Origin of the sequence: Pseudomonas sp. 2995-1 (genome assembly GCF_002742505.1) — a bacterium.
GTDB classification, from domain to species: domain Bacteria; phylum Pseudomonadota; class Gammaproteobacteria; order Pseudomonadales; family Pseudomonadaceae; genus Aquipseudomonas; species Aquipseudomonas sivasensis.
Window position 1 is genome coordinate 222,217 of sequence record NZ_LJSA01000604.1, and the last position, 17,026, is coordinate 239,242.

The window sequence follows — 17,026 nt, forward strand, 5'->3', positions numbered from 1 at the left end:
TCAGTCAGCTTATGTGTGGCTGACCCGCCGCAATTGGGAGCAAGCCCCCCTTCCACATGTTGAACGGCGTTGTTCTGTCAGAACCCGCGATGCTTCTTCAAATGCTCATTGATCTTCGCCGCCGGCACTTTCTGCAAAGTGCACAGCAGGTCGTGGGACAGTTCGCGCAAGCCGTGGGTACGCCGCAGTTCCTGGGCCAGGTGCGCCGTGAGGTTGGCCGCCATTTCCGCATCCGCCAGCGCTCGGTGAGCCTGGCCGGTGTGGGGCAGTTTCGCGTAGGTGTTGAGGGTGCCGAGCTTGTGGTTTGGTGCCGATGGCATCAGACGACGTGCCAGCAACAGCGAGCAGGCGAATTTCTGCAAACGCGTCCGGCGAATCAACCCCAGCTCGTAATCCCAGAACTTCTGGTCGAACGCGGCGTTATGCGCCATCAAGGGCGTGGTGCCGACGAATTCGTTGACCTCATTCATCACCCGCTCGGCCGGCGGGGCGCTGCGCAGCATGGCGTTGCTGATGCCGGTGAGTTGTTCGATGAAGCCCGGTACGCGCACACCTGCGTTCATCAGGCTCTGGTAGCGGTCCACGATCTGGCCACGTTCGAGGATAACCACCGCGATTTCCGTGGCCCGGCAGTGGCTGCTCGGGGTGATGCCGGTGGTTTCAAAGTCGATGACCGCTATACGTTCCAAACCTGTTCCAACTCCGTCTAACAATTGATTGAGCCGCAGCGCTTATTTGAGCAGCAGCGCGCCTTCGATCGGCACGTAGCGGCTGGCGGCGCGTATCAGTGAGTTGGCCGTCAGCCCGGGCACGCCGTAGGCCACGGCTTCAACCCCATGCTTTTGAATGATGCGTTCGAGCAGCATGTCGAAGTCCCCATCACCGGAGGCCAGTACCACTTCGTCGACGTGGTCGGCGGCGTCCATGATGTCGAGGGTGATGCCCACGTCCCAGTCGCCCTTGGCCGAGCCGTCACTGCGTTGGATGTACGGTTTGAGTTTTACCGTAAACCCCAGGTTGCGCAGGATCTGCTGGAATTGCTGCTGCTTGCTGTCGCCACGGTCGATGGCATAGGCGTACGCCTCGACGATCTGCCCGCGGGAGCTGATGTCTGCCCACAGGGCGGCGTAGTTGAAGTGGCAGCCATACGCCTGGCGGACGGTGTAGTAGAGGTTTTGTACATCGGCGAACACTGCAATTTTCTTCACCGCACTTCCTCATGACAGCCAGGCGCCTGGGCCCGGAAAGGGTGCCAGTATGCCAGCCGCGAGAAAGTTTCCGGAAAAAATCAGACCGGGACGCCGCAGCGCCCCGGACCGGGAGTGTCAGACGAAGGAGTCGTCGTCGCCAAAGGAGGAGGAATCGTCGGAATAATCGCTGTCGGCGAAGCTGTCCGAGTTGTTGCCGCCCCAGTTGTCATTGCCGGCGAACTTCTGGTCGTCATTGCCCCAGTTGCCGTTGTCACTGGCGGGCGCCGGCTCTTCACGGATTATTTCTTCCACGACCTGCGGCTGTTGCGAGTTGTGGTTGAACAGGCTGCTGATGCCTTCTGCCAGCAACACACCACCGGCCACGCCAGCAGCGGTTTTCATCGCGCCACCGAGAAAGCCGCTGCCCATGGGCGCAGCGGCGGGTGGTTGTTGTGGTTGTTGATAGTTTTGCTGCGGCGCGGACTGGCCGCCGAACGAAGGCCGCGCTGGCTCGCGCCAGCCACCGCCCGAATTGCCCGGAGCGCTCGACACCGGTTGCGCGTCACGGGAACCGCCGCCGCCAAAGATGCTCGACAGGAAACCACCGCTGCTCGCCGGGGCTGGTTGCGCAGACTTGGCCCGCTGCAACTCATCCTGCAATTGCTGGATCTGCTGCGCCTGTTGCTTATTCTGCGCGTCGAGACTCTTGAGCGCGTGTTCCTGCACCAGGATCGACTGCGTCATGTAGTACCCGGCGGCCGGTTGGCGAGTCATGTGCTCCTTGATCCGCGCTTCGGCCTGGGCGTCGCGGGGGGCTGAGTCCGTTTCGGCTTGCTGCAACCGTGAAAACAGTCCATCGATCAGGGTTTGCTCTTCGCTGTTCATGGCGACCTCGTTAGATTGCCGGTAGAAATTCTGGTCCCGCCTGTGATCAGGTCAGGTGCCTTCCAGTTATGGGGGTGTTACGAGTTGTTTCAATGGTCTTTACTCAAGGTTTACGTTTGTGACCCTCTGACCGTGATCGGTTAAAGTGTCGCCCTTGTTTCCAGGCCTGCGATGAACCTGATGAATCCGTTAGACGTATTGCGCGACTCCCTCCGTTTTACCCGCAGCAACCTGGGCGCGATCGTCCAGTTATGCCTGCCGCTGGTGATTCTCGAAGCCTTGCTGCAACAGATACTGGACCACACGTTGGGCGCGGATGCGTTTCCCGGTTACAGCGTAGTGGTGGGCTTATTGGTGTACCCGCTGTACACCGGCGCCTTGATTCTGTTCCTCGACGCGCGCACCCGTGGTGAGTCCCCGCGCACCAAGGATGTCTGGGCCATGTCGCTGGCTCTGTGGCCGCGCTTCGCCCTGCTGACGGCCATGAGCACCCTGTTGATCCTGCTGGGCCTATCGCTGTATTTCCTGCCTGGCCTGTGGCTGATGGTGGTGCTGGCGTTTGCCGAGTACCTGCTGGTGCTGCGCGGCATGCCGGCGCTGGAGGCGATGAAGGAAAGTTTCCGTCTGACCCGTGGGCATTTCTGGCGGATCCTGGTGTGCCTGCTGTGCGTCATGACCCCGCTGTGGTTGCTCAAAGGCGCCAGCCTCGCGGCGTATCCCAACCCGGCGCCGCTGCTGGGGCTGTTGATGGACAGTGCCCACAGCTTCCTGCAGTTGTTCACCAGCGTGGTGCTGTTCCGTTTATTCATGCTGATCGGTGGCGATGCCGACGCGCGGTGATATGCTCCGTGCCATTCCTGAAACGCTATAAGCCGAGCCGATGACCCGTTTATTGCGCATCACCTTGCTGGGCCTGCTGATCATCGCAGGCGTGCTCACCGCCCTGATCTACAGCCTGACCTGGCGCCCCGCGCCTAAGGAAACCTTGCCGGTGAGCTGCGTTGCGCCCCGCGCGCCGACGCTGCTGCCAGGGCAGGCGCTCAAGGCTATGACGTGGAACGTGCAATACCTGGCCGGCAAGAACTACGTGTTCTGGTACGACACACCCGACGGCAGCGGCCCGGACGACCGCCCCACCGTGGAAGACATGGCTGTGAGCCTGGATGAAGTGGCGCGGGTGATTCGCGACGAACAGCCCGACATCCTGCTGTTGCAGGAACTCGACGAAAACGCCAAGCCCTCCCATTACCAGGACCAACTTGCCTTGTTGCAGGAGCGCCTGGTCGACCTCTATCCATGCAGCGCCCAGGCCTTCGACTGGAAGGCCGACTTTGTGCCCGACCTGCATATCTTCGGCAGCGTCGGCCGAAAACTCGCGACCCTAAGCCGCTACCAGATCGAACACGCCGAGCGCCTGCAATTGCCGGTGCCGGACGCCAACTTCATCAGTCGCCAATTCCAGCCCAAGCCAGCGTTGCTGTTGACCTACCTGCCACTGAGCGACGGCGGCCAACTGGCCGTCCTCAACACCCGCCTGGACGGCGACGCGCCGGGGCGCAGTGCCGTACAGGAGCAAGTGCAAGCCACCGTAAAGTTACTGGATAAATTCGAAGGCCGTGGCACGCCCTGGCTGATCGGCGGTGATTTCAACCTGCTGCCACTGGGGCAATTCCTGCGTTTGGATGCGGGTAAGCGCGGGCAGTATTCGCCGGACAGTGAGCTGCATCTGTTGTGGGATAAGTACCCGATGATCCCGAGCAACAGCCAATCCAGCGGGATTGATCGTGAGAAATGGCTGACGCATTTTCCCAATGACCCGAGCATCGATGGCCCGGATCGCACCCTGGATTACCTGTTCTACAGCCCGAGGATCAAGCGAGTGGAGGCCAAGGTGCGGCAGGAGGATACGTTGCGTATTTCCAACCATTTGCCGGTGATTGCGCGCTTCCTGCTGCCCGCTGCGCAATAACTGACACACAAAACTAATGTGGGAGGGGGCTTGCCCCCGATAGCGGTGTGTCAGTCAACTCATCTGTAACTGGCCCACAGTCATCGAGGGCAAGCCCCCTCCCACATTTGGATCTCTATCACGCTTACTTTCGGGGTTTGATCCGCGCGGTCGGCTCTGCGATCAACGGATCATCCGGCCAATAGTGCTTGGGATACCTGCCTTTCAAATCCTTCTTAACCTCGGCGTACGTACTGCGCCAGAAGTTCGCCAGATCCTGCGTTACCTGCACCGGCCGCCGCGCCGGGGACAACAGGTGCAACTTCACCACCTGACGCCCGCCCGCAATCCTTGGCGTATCCGCCAGCCCGAACAATTCCTGCAAGCGCACCGCCAGGATCGGCGGTTGTTCGCTGTAATCCAACCGCACCGATGACCCCGATGGCACCTTCACATGCTGTGGCGCCAGCTCGTCCAGGCGCTGGGGCAGCGGCCAGGGTAAGAGGTTGTGCAGGTAGCTGGAGATATCCAGGTTGGCGAAATGGCTCAGGCGCGAGACCTTGCCCAGGTAGGGCATCAGCCAGTGCTCCAGGTCGGCGAGCAAGGCGCTGTCGCTGATGTCGGGCCAGTCGCTGGTTTTGCCGACGTCCAGTTGGCGCAGCAGCATGACGCGGGACTGCCATTGGCGCAGCTCGGGCGTCCACGGCAACAACTCCAGGCCTTTGCGCCGCACCAGATTGACCAGCGCCTGGCTGCGTGCGTTTTCGTCGAGACCGGTGAGAGGTTCGCGGCTGAGCACCAGTTCGCCGACTTTGCGCTGGCGCTCGGCACGCAGCACGCCTTCGCGTTCGTCCCAATCCAGCTGGTCGACGTTGCGCACTTGCTCGGCGAGTACCGAGTCGAACAGTGCCGGATCAAAATCCGCCGCCAAGTAGATGCGTCCTTCGCGCTGGCCCTGGCGGCTGCCAAGGTCGGCGATGACCAGCCAGGGTTGTTTCATCAGGCTGTCGGCTTCGGCGAACAGCGCCGCGCGGCCGTTGGCCAGGCGGTATTCGGCACCGCCGGGGCGACGTTGCTGGGCGACACGGTCCGGGTAGGCCAGCGCCAGCAACGCACCGAGCCAGCGCGGGTGATCCGGATCGGGCACCGGTTGGGTCGCCTGGCCTCTTAAATAGCTGCGATATTGCCGCGCCAATTGCTTGGCCCGCTGCACACCGCCTTGGGTTCCGCGCGCCCGCTCTTCGCCGGACAGCAGGGCCAGACGACTGTGCAAATCCGCGCCGCCACCGCGCAAGATATCGCGCTCACCCAACAAGGCGGCGACATCACAGGCAGTGGCCGCCAACCCCAGGTCCTGCCCGCGCAACAGCAAGTGGGCAATGCGCGGATGGGCCGGCAGCTCGGCCATTTTCTGGCCGTGGGCGGTGAGTGTGTCTTCGTTTAATGCACCGAGGCGTTGCAACAAATCCTGGGCCTGGGCATACGCGGCGGTCGGCGGCAGATCCAGCCACACCAGTTGCGTGGGCGTGACGCCCCAGCGCGCCAACTGCAAGGCGAGGCCGGCGAGGTCGGCTGCAAGGATTTCCGCACTGCCATACGCGGCCAGCCCTTCATGCTGGTCTTCGGACCACAACCGATAACACACCCCCGGTTCCAAGCGCCCTGCCCGGCCGGCGCGCTGGGTGGCGCTGGCGCGGGAGATACGCTGGGTGTCGAGTCGGGTCATGCCGCTGCCGGGGTCGAAACGCGGCACGCGCGCCAACCCGGCGTCGATCACCACGCGTACGCCGTTGATGGTCAGGCTGGTCTCGGCGATGTTGGTGGCCAGTACGACTTTGCGTTTACCAGCGGGTGCCGGGTCGATGGCGGCGCGTTGGGCATTCAGGTCCAGCTCGCCATGCAGGGGGCACAACAGCACATCAGGGCGATCACCCAGCGCGTCGACCAGTTGCTGGTGGACCCGCCGAATCTCGGCTTGCCCCGGCAGAAACACCAACACGCTGCCGGTCTCGTCATGCACGGCTTCGAAGATAGTCTGCACCACACGCGGCTCGATAAATTCACCGGCCTGGTACGGCCGGCCCCAGCGCATCTGCACCGGGAACATGCGCCCTTCACTGCGCAGAATCGGCGCGTCATCCAGCAGGCTGGCCAGGCGCTCGCCTTCAAGGGTCGCAGACATCAGCAGGATTTTCAGTGGTTGCTCGTCGCGAAACAACTCGCGGCCGTTGAGGCTCAAGGCCAGCGCCAGGTCGGCGTCGAGGCTGCGTTCGTGAAACTCGTCAAAGATCAGCAAGCCCACGCCGTCCAGCGCCGGGTCGTCCTGCAGGCGGCGCGTGAGGATGCCTTCGGTGACGACTTCGATGCGGGTGTTGGGGCCGACTTTGCTGTCGAGGCGGATGCGGTAGCCGACGGTTTCACCGACCTTTTCGCCCAGCTCGCTGGCCAGACGTTCGGCGGCGGCGCGAGCGGCCAAACGCCGGGGTTCGAGCATCAGGATGGTCTGCCCGGCCAGCCAGGCTTCATTCAATAGGGCCAAGGGCACACGGGTGGTTTTACCGGCGCCGGGTGGCGCTTCCAGCACGGCTTCATGGCGATTCGCCAAGGCGTCACGCAGGGCGGGTAAAACATCATCGATCGGCAACGAATTCATACTGGCTCCAAAGCAGAGCGGCGAGTATAACGGCGAACTGCCGGATGCCGACGATGGTCTCAATGGCAGTGCTATATAGTCCCCTATCAACCGTGTTCAGGAGAGTCTTCATGCGTATCGCTTCCCGTGTCATCGGCGGTGTCCTCGCCGTCACCCTGCTGAGCCAACTGACGGCCTGCGGTTCGATTTTCTACCCGGACCGTCGTGGCCAGATCGACGGCAAGATCGACCCGGCCATTGCCGTGCTCGATGCCGTAGGCCTGTTGTTCTACGTGATCCCTGGCTTGATCGCGTTCGGCGTCGACTTCGCCACGGGCGCGATCTATTTCGAACCCGGCAAGACGGCCCAGGTCGCCCCGGAAAAACTCCAGGAAGCTATCGGCGCCGACGGCAAGGTCGACAACGCCAAGCTGCAAAGCATCATCCAGAAGGAAACCGGCCGCACCCTGCCGCTGGACGACCCACGCATGATCCAGTTCAAGGGCAGCGTGCAACAACTTGCGTCCCTGGGCCTGCAACCCGCCGCCTAAGGAACGTTTATGACCAGCAGTCCCGAACACGCCCGGCTGTTACGCCTGGCCACCCGCGCCTCGGTGGGCGTGGCCTGTGCGCTGATCGTCACAAAGGCCATCGCCTGGTGGCTCAGCGGCTCGGTGAGCATGCTCGCCGGGTTGACTGACTCACTGCTCGATGGCGTGACCTCGCTGCTGAACCTGCTGGCGGTCCATTACGCCCTGCGCCCAGCCGATGACGATCACCGTTACGGCCACGGCAAGGCGGAGTCGCTGGCGGGCATGGCCCAGGCGTTGTTTATCGGTGGTAGTGCGGTGCTGATCGCCTTGCAGGCCTACGAGCGTTTGCAGCATCCGGAACCGGTCGGCGCGCCGTGGCTGAGCATTGGGGTGATCGTGTTTTCCCTGGCGCTGACCGTGGCACTGCTGATCCTGCAACACCGAGTTGTGCGCGAAACCGGCTCCAATGCCGTGCGGGCGGACTCGTTGCACTATCGCTCGGACTTGCTGCTCAACGGCAGCATCCTCGTGGCGCTGGTGCTGGCGGGCATGGGGTTTCATCAGTTCGACGCTTGGTTCGGCCTGGGCATCGCCGCCTACATTTTGTGGAGCGCGATCCAGATCGCCAAGGAAAGCTTTGCGGTGTTGATGGACGAGGAACTGCCGCCGGACGTCAGCCAGCACATGCTGGAACTGGCGCGCGGCGTGCCGGGGGTGCTGGGTGCCCATGACTTGCGCACGCGCATCTCTGGCAACCATTGGTTTGTGCAGTTGCACCTGGAGCTGCCAGGGGAGTTGACGCTGTCAGTGGCCCACGGCATCAGCGACCAGGCCGCCGATGCCATTCACGCCGCCTACCCGCGTGCCGAAGTGCTGGTGCACGCCGACCCACGAGAAGTGGTTACGGGCGCCAAGGCCTAGTACTGCACCTGATACCCGCGACTGCTCAGGCAGTTGCCCTGGGCCTGGCGGTAGGTTTGCACCACCGCTGGGTCAGGGGCGTAGGTGGCCGCCTGCGGGTCGAAGCCGCTTTGTTGCACCGCCCAGCGATAACAGTCGTAACCGTCCTGCTGGACTTGCGCCGGTGACTGCCCGTTGGCGGGATAGGCCACCACGTCATAGCCATTGCCTTGCGGTGCTGGCTGTGGCGCTGGCACTTGCGCCGGCGGTTGCACCACCACGTATTGCTGGGTGCTTTGTTCGTAGGCGTAGTAAGCGCCAGCGGCAAGGAACAACAGCGAGCCACCGACCCAGACTTCGCGCGCATAGTCCGGCAAGTAATGCACCCGAATGCCATACGGCGGCGCCACGACTACATAGCGCGGGCCTTGAGGGCGGTACCAGTAGCCGCCGGAGAAGAAGTAATCCTGGCCACGGTACGGCACGCGGTAATTGCGGTCGGGGAAGCGGTCGACGATATAACCGGGACGATATTGCGGGCCAGGGCCCCAGCCGTTGCCATGCCCATCGGGACGGCCTGGCCAACGGTTATCGCCGGGATGGCCGTTGTTGTAACCGCCGCCGTTGTTGCCTGGACGTGAACCGGGACCACCGGCCTCCCAATGCTGGTTGCCGTCGTTACGACGCGGGATGTCACGGTAGTAACCCTGGCGTGGCTCCTGGGTCTGGCGCACGGTATCGGGGCGGCTCTGGATCGGCAGGTTATTCGCAGGCTGCGGTGCTGGCCGAGGCTGTTCGGCACCTTGCGGGCGACCTTGTCCTTGTCCGCCACCGTGCTGTTGTTGCTCGGCGCGATCAAAATGCGGGTTCTGTGGACGCGGCTGATTGTTTTCCGGCCGTGGTTGATTGTTCTGAGGCTGCGGGCGCGGCTGGTTATTTTGCGGGCGCGGCTGTTCGTTACCCTGCCGACCACGCTCCGCCCCTCTTTCATGCTGGCCGCCCGCTTCAGGGCGTTGCTCTTCAGCCATCACTTGCGTGCCGACGGTGACCACCAGCAAACCAACACCTGCCATACGCCAGATGCGCTTCATGCTATTCCTCACTGCGGATTAGGGCTTGAACATGAGACTGGAAAAGCCTCGCCCGGTTCTGAGACAGGTTATCAGTCACGAGAACAATTTTCTTAAGGCAAAAGAAAAGGGGTGACCCGTCGGCCACCCCTTGAGAACTTCGTCCATGCTCAACGCTTTTGACGTTGGCTCACCTCACGCCGTCTCGTGGACAGTGTGCAGCCTGGAGGCCGGCTCAACCCTGCTGGGGTGGCGGCCGCAGCAGGCCTGATTGGGCGAGCTGCTGTGGACTGTTGTCCAGGCGGTGATTCTGTTGATAAAGATACCCGCCAGCGCCCGACAGATGATTGCGAAGATTGCGTCAATAAACAGTGCTTGCGCAATTTTTAACCCTTCATGGATAATTCGCCGCAATAGTTACGACAAAGGCCAACCCAATGAGCAAGCTTGACCGATACGACCTGAGTATTTTGGCGGAATTGCAGCGCGACGCGAGGATCTCCAACCAGGAGCTGGCCGAGCGCATCGGCTTGTCGCCGTCGCCGTGCTCGCGCCGGGTCAAGCAGTTGGAGGACGACGGCTACATCTCCCGCCAGGTCGCTCTGCTCGACCGCAAGATGCTCGGCCTGAGCCTCACCGCCTATGTACTGATCGGTATGGACCGGCATACACCGGAGCGCTTCGAGAATTTCGAAGCAGCCATCCGCACCTTGCCCCAGGTGCTGGAGTGCAGTTTGGTGACGGGGATGGATGCTGACTATCAGTTGAAAGTGGTGGTGCCGGACATGGATCACTACCAGAAGCTGCTGCTGGGCCACCTCACTCGCATTGAAGGCGTGACCAGCGTCCGGTCGAGCTTTGTGCTGAACCAGGTGCTCAACAGCACCGAATTGCCGCTGACCCACCTGCGTACTTAAGATCGGTGAAGGTCAACTGTGGGAGGGGGCTTGCTCCCGATGACGGTGTGTCAGCCACAGATTAGCTGACTGACACACCGCCATCGGGAGCAAGCCCCCTCCCACATTTGGAACGCACTTCGATCCAAGTCAATGTTGCACCTGTGACGCTGCCGTATACTTGCCGCCTGCCCCGTCGGAAGCCCCCATGAATAACATCGACCCCGCACTCTTCGAAGAATGGATGATGACCGGCCTGGTCACCGTCCTGATCATTTTCATGGGCTTTATCGTCTGGGACCTGGCGAAGAAATCCAAGGCCGGGCGCTTTGGTTCGTTCATCCTGTTTTTCGTGCTGGGCCTGGGCGTGGCCGCGTTCATCATCAAGAGCGTGGTGATCGGCCTCATCGAGTCCGGCGCTTTATAAACGCGCGGGTACTTCCTTCCATTGGCCTTGGTCCAGGCCGTCGATTGTCCAATCGCCAATACGCACCCGTACCAGACGCAAGGTCGGCAGGCCCACGGCGGCGGTCATGCGTCGCACCTGGCGGTTACGCCCCTCTCGAATCACCAGTTCAAGCCAGTAAGTCGGTAGGTTTTTGCGAAAGCGCACCGGCGGGTTACGCGGCCATAACTCAGGCTCATCCAAACGCCGGGCCTCGGCGGGCAAGGTTTTGCCGTCGTTGAGTTCTACTCCGTCGCGCAGGCGTTGCAGTAATGCTTCGGTGGGTTCGCCTTCCACCTGCACCCAGTACGTTTTCGCCAGTTTGTGCTTGGGATCGGCAATACGCGCCTGCAACTGGCCATCGTTGGTCAGCAGCAAGAGGCCCTCGCTGTCACGGTCCAGGCGGCCTGCCGGGTAAATGCCGGGGATGTCGATAAAGTCCTTGAGCGTCGCGCGCCCGCCTTCGTCGCTGAACTGGGTCAGCACATCGAAGGGTTTATTGAACAGGACTAACTTCGGCTCGGTAGGCGGAGCCTTGGCAACACGGCGCGCAGCAGAATACGGAGGTTTCACGCCAGGGCGGCGCGAATCGGGGCGAGTAGGACGGGACATGGCAAAAGGAACATCTAACGGTCAGGACCGACAATGCTAGTGGCCTGACCGCTAAATGACCATCCCAACCGCTTAGCGGAACGGCGGCTCGTCGAAGCTGCGCAGCTTGCGCGAGTGCAGCGAGTTGAGTTCGGTGCGCAACAGGTCCACCGCCTCGATGCCAATCTTCAAGTGCTGGCTGACCGCACGTTCGTAGAACGCGTTGGCCGAACCCGGCAATTTGATCTCACTGTGCAGCGGCTTGTCCGACACACACAACAACGTGCCGTACGGTACGCGCAAGCGGTAGCCCTGGGCGGCGATGGTGCCGCTTTCCATGTCCACCGCCACGGCGCGGGACAAGTTGATCAATGGCCGTTCCTGTGCCCAGCGCAGTTCCCAGTTGCGATCGTCGTAGGTCAGCACGGTGCCGGTGCGCAGGCGCTTTTTCAGCTCTTCGCCTTTTTCGCCGGTGACGTTGGCGGCGGCTTGCTGCAAGGCCATCTGCACTTCGGCCAGGGCCGGGATCGGAATGTTCGGCGGCACCACGCGGTCGAGAATCCCGTCGCGGCGCATATAGGCGTGGGCCAGTACGTAGTCGCCAATGGTCTGGGATTGGCGCAGGCCGCCGCAGTGGCCAATCATCAGCCAGCAATGCGGACGCAGCACGGCCAGGTGGTCAGTGATGTTCTTGGCGTTGGACGGGCCGACGCCGATGTTCACCAGCGTTACGCCGTGACCATCGCTGGCCTGCAGGTGATAGGCCGGCATCTGATAGCGATGCCAGACCACGCCCGCGGCAATGGCCGATGCTTCGCCGTGGTCCATGCTCTTATCGATCACCACGTTGCCCGGCAGCACCATGCGGATAAAGCGCGGGTCGCTGCGCAGTTGCTCCAGGCCATGCAGGATGAACTGGTCGACATAACGGTGGTAGTTGGTGAGCAGGATCCATGGCTGCACATGGCGCCAGTCGCTGCCGGTGTAATGCACCAGGCGGCGCAGGGAGAAGTCCACACGCGCCGCATCGAACAGTGCCAGGGGCAGCGGGTCGGTGTTTTCCCAGTCGTAGAGGCCGTCGGCGATGCCATCGGTGGCGGCCGACAGATCGGTGCTGGGGAACACACGGGCCAGGGTGGCCGCGGTTACGCCAGAGCCGGCCAGTTCGTCGCCCTGCTCTACCACGTACGGGTACGGAATATTCTGCTGGCTGACGCCCACTTCCACCGTCACGGTGAAGTCGTGCATCAGCGGCACCAATTGTTCCAGCAAATACTTACGAAACGCCGCCGGATGGGTGACGGTAACGCTGTAGGTCCCTGGTAGCTGGACCTTGGCATACGCCCGGGTAGTCTGTGGGACTTCGCCGTGGCAATGGTAGGTCAGGCGCAATTCTGGATAACGAAACAACGCGCGTTGTGCGGCGTCGGGTTCGACGCGGTCCTTGAGGTATTGCTTGAGGGCTTGATTGAGCGCGCCGGTAGCCCGCTCATGCAGGGCCGCCAGCCGATCCACGGCCTCTTCGGCGGTTTGAACGACAACAAAAGCTTCGGTCACGGTAAGCATCCTGTGTTCTGACTTGCAGGCCTTTATCTTGCCTGTATCCCTGTCAGACGCAAACCTTGAATTGGAGTGCCCTCTCAAGATGGCTGCAATCCCTGTGGGAGGGGGCTTGCTCCCGATAGCGGTGGGTCAGTTTATAGATAGGCTGACGGACACTCAGCCATCGGGAGCAAGCCCCCTCCCCCATTTGGACCGTGTCTATTCAGAGACATTGGGGCTTGAGCGCGCGACGATGGCCCCGACATCGACGCCACGCGGCAAGGTGCCGTAGACGCGGCCAGACGACTGGCCCAAACGGCTGGCGCTAAACCCATCGCTGACCGCCCCATGACCGGCCTCCAGCAATAACTTGGCCTGCAGTGCCACGGCGATGTCCTCAGTCAACTGCCGCGCGCGATACTGAATGTCCTGGGTGTCCATGAACGCCGACTTCAGTTGTTCGATGTGCCGCGCCAGCTGCTTATCGCCATGCCCGTCACCGAGTTCGACAAACAGCGCTTCCAGCACGCCGGGCTCTTTGGACAGAGCGCGCAGCACGTCCAGGCACTGCACATTGCCGGAACCTTCCCACGTCGAATTTACCGGGGCCTCACGGTACAAGCGCGGCAGGATGCTGTCCTCGACATACCCCGCGCCGCCCATGCACTCGGCGGCTTCATTGATCATCGCCGGGGCGCGCTTGCAGATCCAATATTTGCCCACCGCTGTCACCAGCCGGGCGAATTTGGCCTCCCGCTCATCACCCAGATTATCCAGGGCGCAGCCCATGCGCATGCTCAAGGCCAGCGAGGCTTCGCTTTCCAGGGCGAGGTCGGCCAGCACGTTTTGCATCAGCGGTTGCTCACTGAGTACACGGCCACCTACCAAACGATGGGCGCAATGATGACTGGCCTGGGTCAACGCCTGGCGCATCAAGGCGCTGGAGCCGACCATGCAGTCAAAGCGGGTCATGGCGACCATCTCGATGATGGTCGGCACGCCACGGCCTTCTTCGCCGATCATCCAGGCCAGGGCACCGCGAAACTCCACTTCGCTGGAGGCGTTGGAGCAGTTACCGAGCTTGTTTTTAAGGCGCTGGATATAGAACTCGTTGCGCGTGTCATCCGGGCGGTGCCGAGGCAGTAGGAAACAGGTCAGGCCCTTGTCAGTCTGAGCCAGCGTCAGGAACGCATCGCACATCGGCGCCGAGCAGAACCACTTATGCCCGACCAGCTCATAAGCTTGCCCTGGACCGCCGGCCCCTACCGGATACGCGCGAGTGGTATTGGCCCGCACATCGGTGCCGCCCTGTTTTTCGGTCATGGCCATGCCGATGGTGGCGCCGGTCTTATGGGCGATACCGACATTGCGCGGGTCATATTCGGTGCTGAGGATTTTCGGCAACCACGTCTTCGCCAGGTCCGATTGCAGGCGCAGGGCCGGGACGCAGGCGAAGGTCATGGTCAGCGGGCAGCCAGTGCCGGCTTCGGCCTGGCTGTGGAGATAAGTCATCGCGGCCCGCGCCACATGAGCGCCGGACTGCGGGTGTGCCCACGGCAACGACGGCAGGCCGTGTTCGACGGCGATACGCATCAGTTCGTGGTAAGCAGGATGAAATTCCACCAGGTCGATGCGATGACCATAACGGTCATGGCTGTTGAACACGGGCTTGTTCTGATTCGCCAGGAAACCGGCCGCCATCAACGGCCCACCGGCCAGCGCGCCATAGGCATCGAGGCGCGGTTGTGCCCAGCCGGCACCAAAGCGGCGCGACCACTCTTGCAACGGCAGATCGATGCGGTAAAGGTTGGTGCCATCCAGGGATGGGGGCTGGTTAGTGACGTCGTGGGTTTCGGCGAACGGGTGCAGGTTCATGACGGGGCCTCATGGAAAAAGCCCCGTTGAGTTGAGGCCTGAATTTCAGTTAAGCACCGTCACCCGCCTTAAAAAAGTGACATACCCGCCGAATGCCCGGCGCTTTCACCCTCTTGCGGACACAGCACCCGGCGCTCCAACACCACCCGCAAGGCCTCAAAACGCACAGGTTTGGCGAGGCGGTCGGACACGCCGATGCCATGACAGTGCTCGCGCTCAGACACATTCAGCGACGTGCTCAAGGCAATCACCGGCAACTCTGCGCAGCCCGGCAGTGCACGGATCTGACAGCACAATGAGAAGCCGCCCTCAGGTATATCCAACACCACCGCATCGAAATTGCCTCTCTGCAAGGCCGCCAATGCGCTCGGGCCGCTGTCCACGTTTTTCACTCGGTAACCGAGCTTGAGCAACATGCCGCGCACCACCAGTTGGCCGATGCTGTTGTCATCCACCAGCAGCACCGCGCAATCCTGAGGCGCGCGCTGCCGATCCGCCGCCGGTTTTGCTTCAGGCGCCACCGGGCTGACTTCCACTTCCAGTTGAAAACGACTGCCCTTGCTTGGCTCGGAATGGTGCGTGAGGCGCCCGCCCAACAGCTCGATCAATTGCCGGCAGATAGCCAGGCCGATACCCATGCCGCCGTATTCACGAGTCATGGAGCCATCGAGCTGGAAAAACCGCTGGTACAGGGTGGCCTCGTCGAGGAAGGCGAAGCCAATACCGGTGTCGGTCACAATAAAGCTCAGGCGCAAGCCACCGTCGCTGTGGGGCACGCCCACCACCCGCAGGCGCACGGCGCCTTCGTGGGTGAATTTGAATGCGTTGTCCAGCAGGCAATCCAGGCACTGGATAAGTTTATCTGCGTCGCCCACCACGCGGTCCGGCAGTTCATCGGCCACATCGATGGAAAACGCCAAGCCTTTGGCTTGGGCGCTGGCGCTGAATTGCTGGCGCAAGGTGTCGAGCACGCCGCGCAGGCTGAACACCTGAAGCTGTGCACTGAGGCGCCCGGCCTGCAGTTCGGTGAGGGTCAGAATGCCGTTGACCATGCGCATCATGTCCCGCGCCGAGCCGGCGGCGGTTTGCTGGTATTGCGCGAGGTCGTCGTCCAGTGGGACGGTTTGCATCAACTCAAGGGAGCCGATCACGCCGTTCATAGGGGTGCGCAGTTCGTGGGTCAGGGTGGCGAGGAACTCATCCTTGAGCCGGTTGCTGCGGGCGAGTTGCTGGTTGAGCACTTCGAGCTTTTGGCTGGCGTCGAGCAGAATCTGCGCCTGTTGCTCACGCATGGCATTGATGCGATCAGCCAACGCCAAGGACAACAGCGCCACTTCAATCGCCGAGCCGATCTGGCTGGCGTACATCGTAAGGAACACATTGGGCAGGTAGCCCAGCACCATCAGCGTATTCACCACTCCGCCCAGCAGGAAGGCCGACCAAGCAATGATGAAATAGCGCGCCACCCGCTGCCCGCAGTACCAGGCCTTGATGGCGGCGACAAAGATAGTCACGGTAAACACCAACGCCAAGCCGGTAGCCAGGCGCAGCGCCAGGGCGTAGCTGGTCATCAGCGATAACAACATCACCACAGCACCGCAGGCCACCAACGCCAGCAGTAAGCGGTTGATCCAGCGACTGTGCTGCGCCGTATGCAGGAAGCTGCGCGCGAACAAGCTGCCAAACAACGCAGCCGCACCTATCAGGAACGGCGTCGCGGCATTCGCCCACCAGGGGTTGTTCGGCCAGAAATACTCCACTGCCGCGCCGTTGACCGACAACTGGTACATGCCGAACGAGGCGATATAGAAGATGTAATAGAGGTAGCTGGTGTCGCGCACGCTGAGGTAGATAAACAGGTTGTACACCAGCATCCCCAACAACACGCCGTAGATCAGGCCCAATACATACAAGCGCAGCGGCTGCTGTTCCAGGTAGGCGGTGCTGGACCAAAGGGTCAGCGGGGCCTGGATCGAGCCTTCGCTTTGCAGGCGCAGGTACACCGTTTTCGCCTCGCCGGGGGTGAAATCGATCTTGAACAGGTAGTTGTTCTGGCGAATCTCACGGGCGGAAAACGGCAACGCATCCCCGGTGCGCCCGGCCAGGCGATAGTTGCCGGTGCTATCGGGCAGGTACAGGTCAAGGTGGTCCAGCGGCGGGTAGGCCAACTCCAGCAACCAAGTGCGTTGGGCCTCGGGGCTGTGGGGCAGGTAATGCAGGTTGACCTTGAGCCAGAACACCGAGCGTGAATAGCCGGCATTGAGGGTGTCTTTATCGTGGGGTTTGAATTGTCGGGCGGCGGAAGGCGCGCTGACATCGGCAATCGTGAGGGCATCGGTCGGGTCTTCGAGCACTTGCATGGCTCGGCCCAGTGCCAGGCTGCGAGTGTCCTGGTTGAACTCGATGGCGTTGGCGAGCATCGGCAGCCCGCACAACAATAAGATCAGCAAATAGCGCATAGAGCCCCAGCGTGGCCTGTCCGGTTATGTCAAAAGCCCCCATTCCTTTTGAGAAGACGT

The 17,026-nt window shown here is 61.9% G+C and carries 15 protein-coding genes; 6 read left to right on the forward strand and 9 right to left on the reverse strand.

Annotated elements, in window-relative coordinates; all coding sequences use genetic code 11:
* Window positions 1-77: 77 nt before the first annotated feature.
* The 3 genes from AOA61_RS29270 to AOA61_RS29280 all read right to left on the reverse strand — a co-directional run bounded on the left by AOA61_RS29270 (window position 78) and on the right by AOA61_RS29280 (window position 2,075).
* Window positions 78-689, reverse strand: a complete 612-nt coding sequence (locus AOA61_RS29270) for a PolC-type DNA polymerase III (protein WP_032884626.1) — start codon at window positions 687-689, stop codon at window positions 78-80.
* Between the two features lie 42 nt (window positions 690-731).
* On the reverse strand, window positions 732-1,208 hold the full coding sequence (locus tag AOA61_RS29275) for an NYN domain-containing protein (RefSeq protein WP_032884625.1): 477 nt from the start codon (window positions 1,206-1,208) through the stop codon (window positions 732-734).
* Window positions 1,209-1,325: 117 nt separating this feature from the next.
* Complete coding sequence (locus AOA61_RS29280) at window positions 1,326-2,075, reverse strand: DUF2076 domain-containing protein (RefSeq protein WP_099603263.1); 750 nt, start codon at window positions 2,073-2,075, stop codon at window positions 1,326-1,328.
* Between the two features lie 180 nt (window positions 2,076-2,255).
* Here AOA61_RS29280 and AOA61_RS29285 point away from each other — a divergent pair, with 180 nt between their 5' ends.
* Complete coding sequence (locus AOA61_RS29285; protein WP_032884770.1) at window positions 2,256-2,915, forward strand: YciC family protein; 660 nt, start codon at window positions 2,256-2,258, stop codon at window positions 2,913-2,915.
* A 40-nt stretch (window positions 2,916-2,955) separates the two neighbouring features.
* A complete protein-coding gene (locus tag AOA61_RS29290) occupies window positions 2,956-4,044 on the forward strand; it encodes an endonuclease/exonuclease/phosphatase family protein (protein ID WP_099603264.1) in 1,089 nt (362 codons plus the stop codon).
* A 124-nt stretch (window positions 4,045-4,168) separates the two neighbouring features.
* On the opposite strand, the gene hrpB is transcribed toward AOA61_RS29290, so the two are convergent.
* Window positions 4,169-6,676 carry an ATP-dependent helicase HrpB gene (gene hrpB, locus AOA61_RS29295; RefSeq protein ID WP_099603265.1) on the reverse strand — a complete coding sequence of 836 codons (2,508 nt, stop codon included), beginning with the start codon at window positions 6,674-6,676 and terminating at the stop codon, window positions 4,169-4,171.
* Between the two features lie 110 nt (window positions 6,677-6,786).
* On the opposite strand from hrpB, the gene AOA61_RS29300 reads away from it, so the two are divergent.
* The gene (locus AOA61_RS29300) at window positions 6,787-7,206 is read left to right on the forward strand and encodes a hypothetical protein (protein WP_032884621.1); all 420 of its coding nucleotides are present in this window, start codon (window positions 6,787-6,789) and stop codon (window positions 7,204-7,206) included.
* Between the two features lie 9 nt (window positions 7,207-7,215).
* Window positions 7,216-8,109, forward strand: a complete 894-nt coding sequence (locus AOA61_RS29305) for a cation diffusion facilitator family transporter (RefSeq protein ID WP_099603266.1) — start codon at window positions 7,216-7,218, stop codon at window positions 8,107-8,109.
* Here the strand turns inward: AOA61_RS29305 and AOA61_RS29310 are convergent.
* A complete protein-coding gene (locus AOA61_RS29310; protein ID WP_095186217.1) occupies window positions 8,106-9,179 on the reverse strand; it encodes a DUF6515 family protein in 1,074 nt (357 codons plus the stop codon). The genes AOA61_RS29305 and AOA61_RS29310 overlap by 4 nt on opposite strands.
* Before the next feature lie 416 nt (window positions 9,180-9,595).
* Between AOA61_RS29310 and AOA61_RS29315 the strand changes: the two genes are divergently transcribed.
* Together AOA61_RS29315 and AOA61_RS29320 are read left to right on the forward strand one after the other, a co-directional pair.
* The gene (locus AOA61_RS29315; protein WP_003176264.1) at window positions 9,596-10,075 is read left to right on the forward strand and encodes an Lrp/AsnC family transcriptional regulator; all 480 of its coding nucleotides are present in this window, start codon (window positions 9,596-9,598) and stop codon (window positions 10,073-10,075) included.
* 196 nt (window positions 10,076-10,271) lie between these two features.
* A complete protein-coding gene (locus AOA61_RS29320; RefSeq protein ID WP_032884769.1) occupies window positions 10,272-10,481 on the forward strand; it encodes a DUF2788 domain-containing protein in 210 nt (69 codons plus the stop codon).
* Here the strand turns inward: AOA61_RS29320 and AOA61_RS29325 are convergent.
* From AOA61_RS29325 to AOA61_RS29340, 4 genes are all read right to left on the reverse strand, one after another.
* Entirely contained in the window at window positions 10,476-11,111 is a 636-nt protein-coding gene (locus tag AOA61_RS29325) for a pseudouridine synthase (protein WP_099603267.1), read from the reverse strand. The genes AOA61_RS29320 and AOA61_RS29325 overlap by 6 nt on opposite strands.
* A 72-nt stretch (window positions 11,112-11,183) precedes the next feature.
* Window positions 11,184-12,656 carry an AMP nucleosidase gene (gene amn / locus AOA61_RS29330; RefSeq protein ID WP_163033266.1) on the reverse strand — a complete coding sequence of 491 codons (1,473 nt, stop codon included), beginning with the start codon at window positions 12,654-12,656 and terminating at the stop codon, window positions 11,184-11,186.
* 195 nt (window positions 12,657-12,851) lie between these two features.
* Entirely contained in the window at window positions 12,852-14,507 is a 1,656-nt protein-coding gene (locus AOA61_RS29335; protein WP_099603268.1) for an acyl-CoA dehydrogenase family protein, read from the reverse strand.
* 68 nt (window positions 14,508-14,575) lie between these two features.
* Window positions 14,576-16,966 carry a hybrid sensor histidine kinase/response regulator gene (locus tag AOA61_RS29340; protein ID WP_099603269.1) on the reverse strand — a complete coding sequence of 797 codons (2,391 nt, stop codon included), beginning with the start codon at window positions 16,964-16,966 and terminating at the stop codon, window positions 14,576-14,578.
* Window positions 16,967-17,026 lie beyond the last annotated feature (60 nt).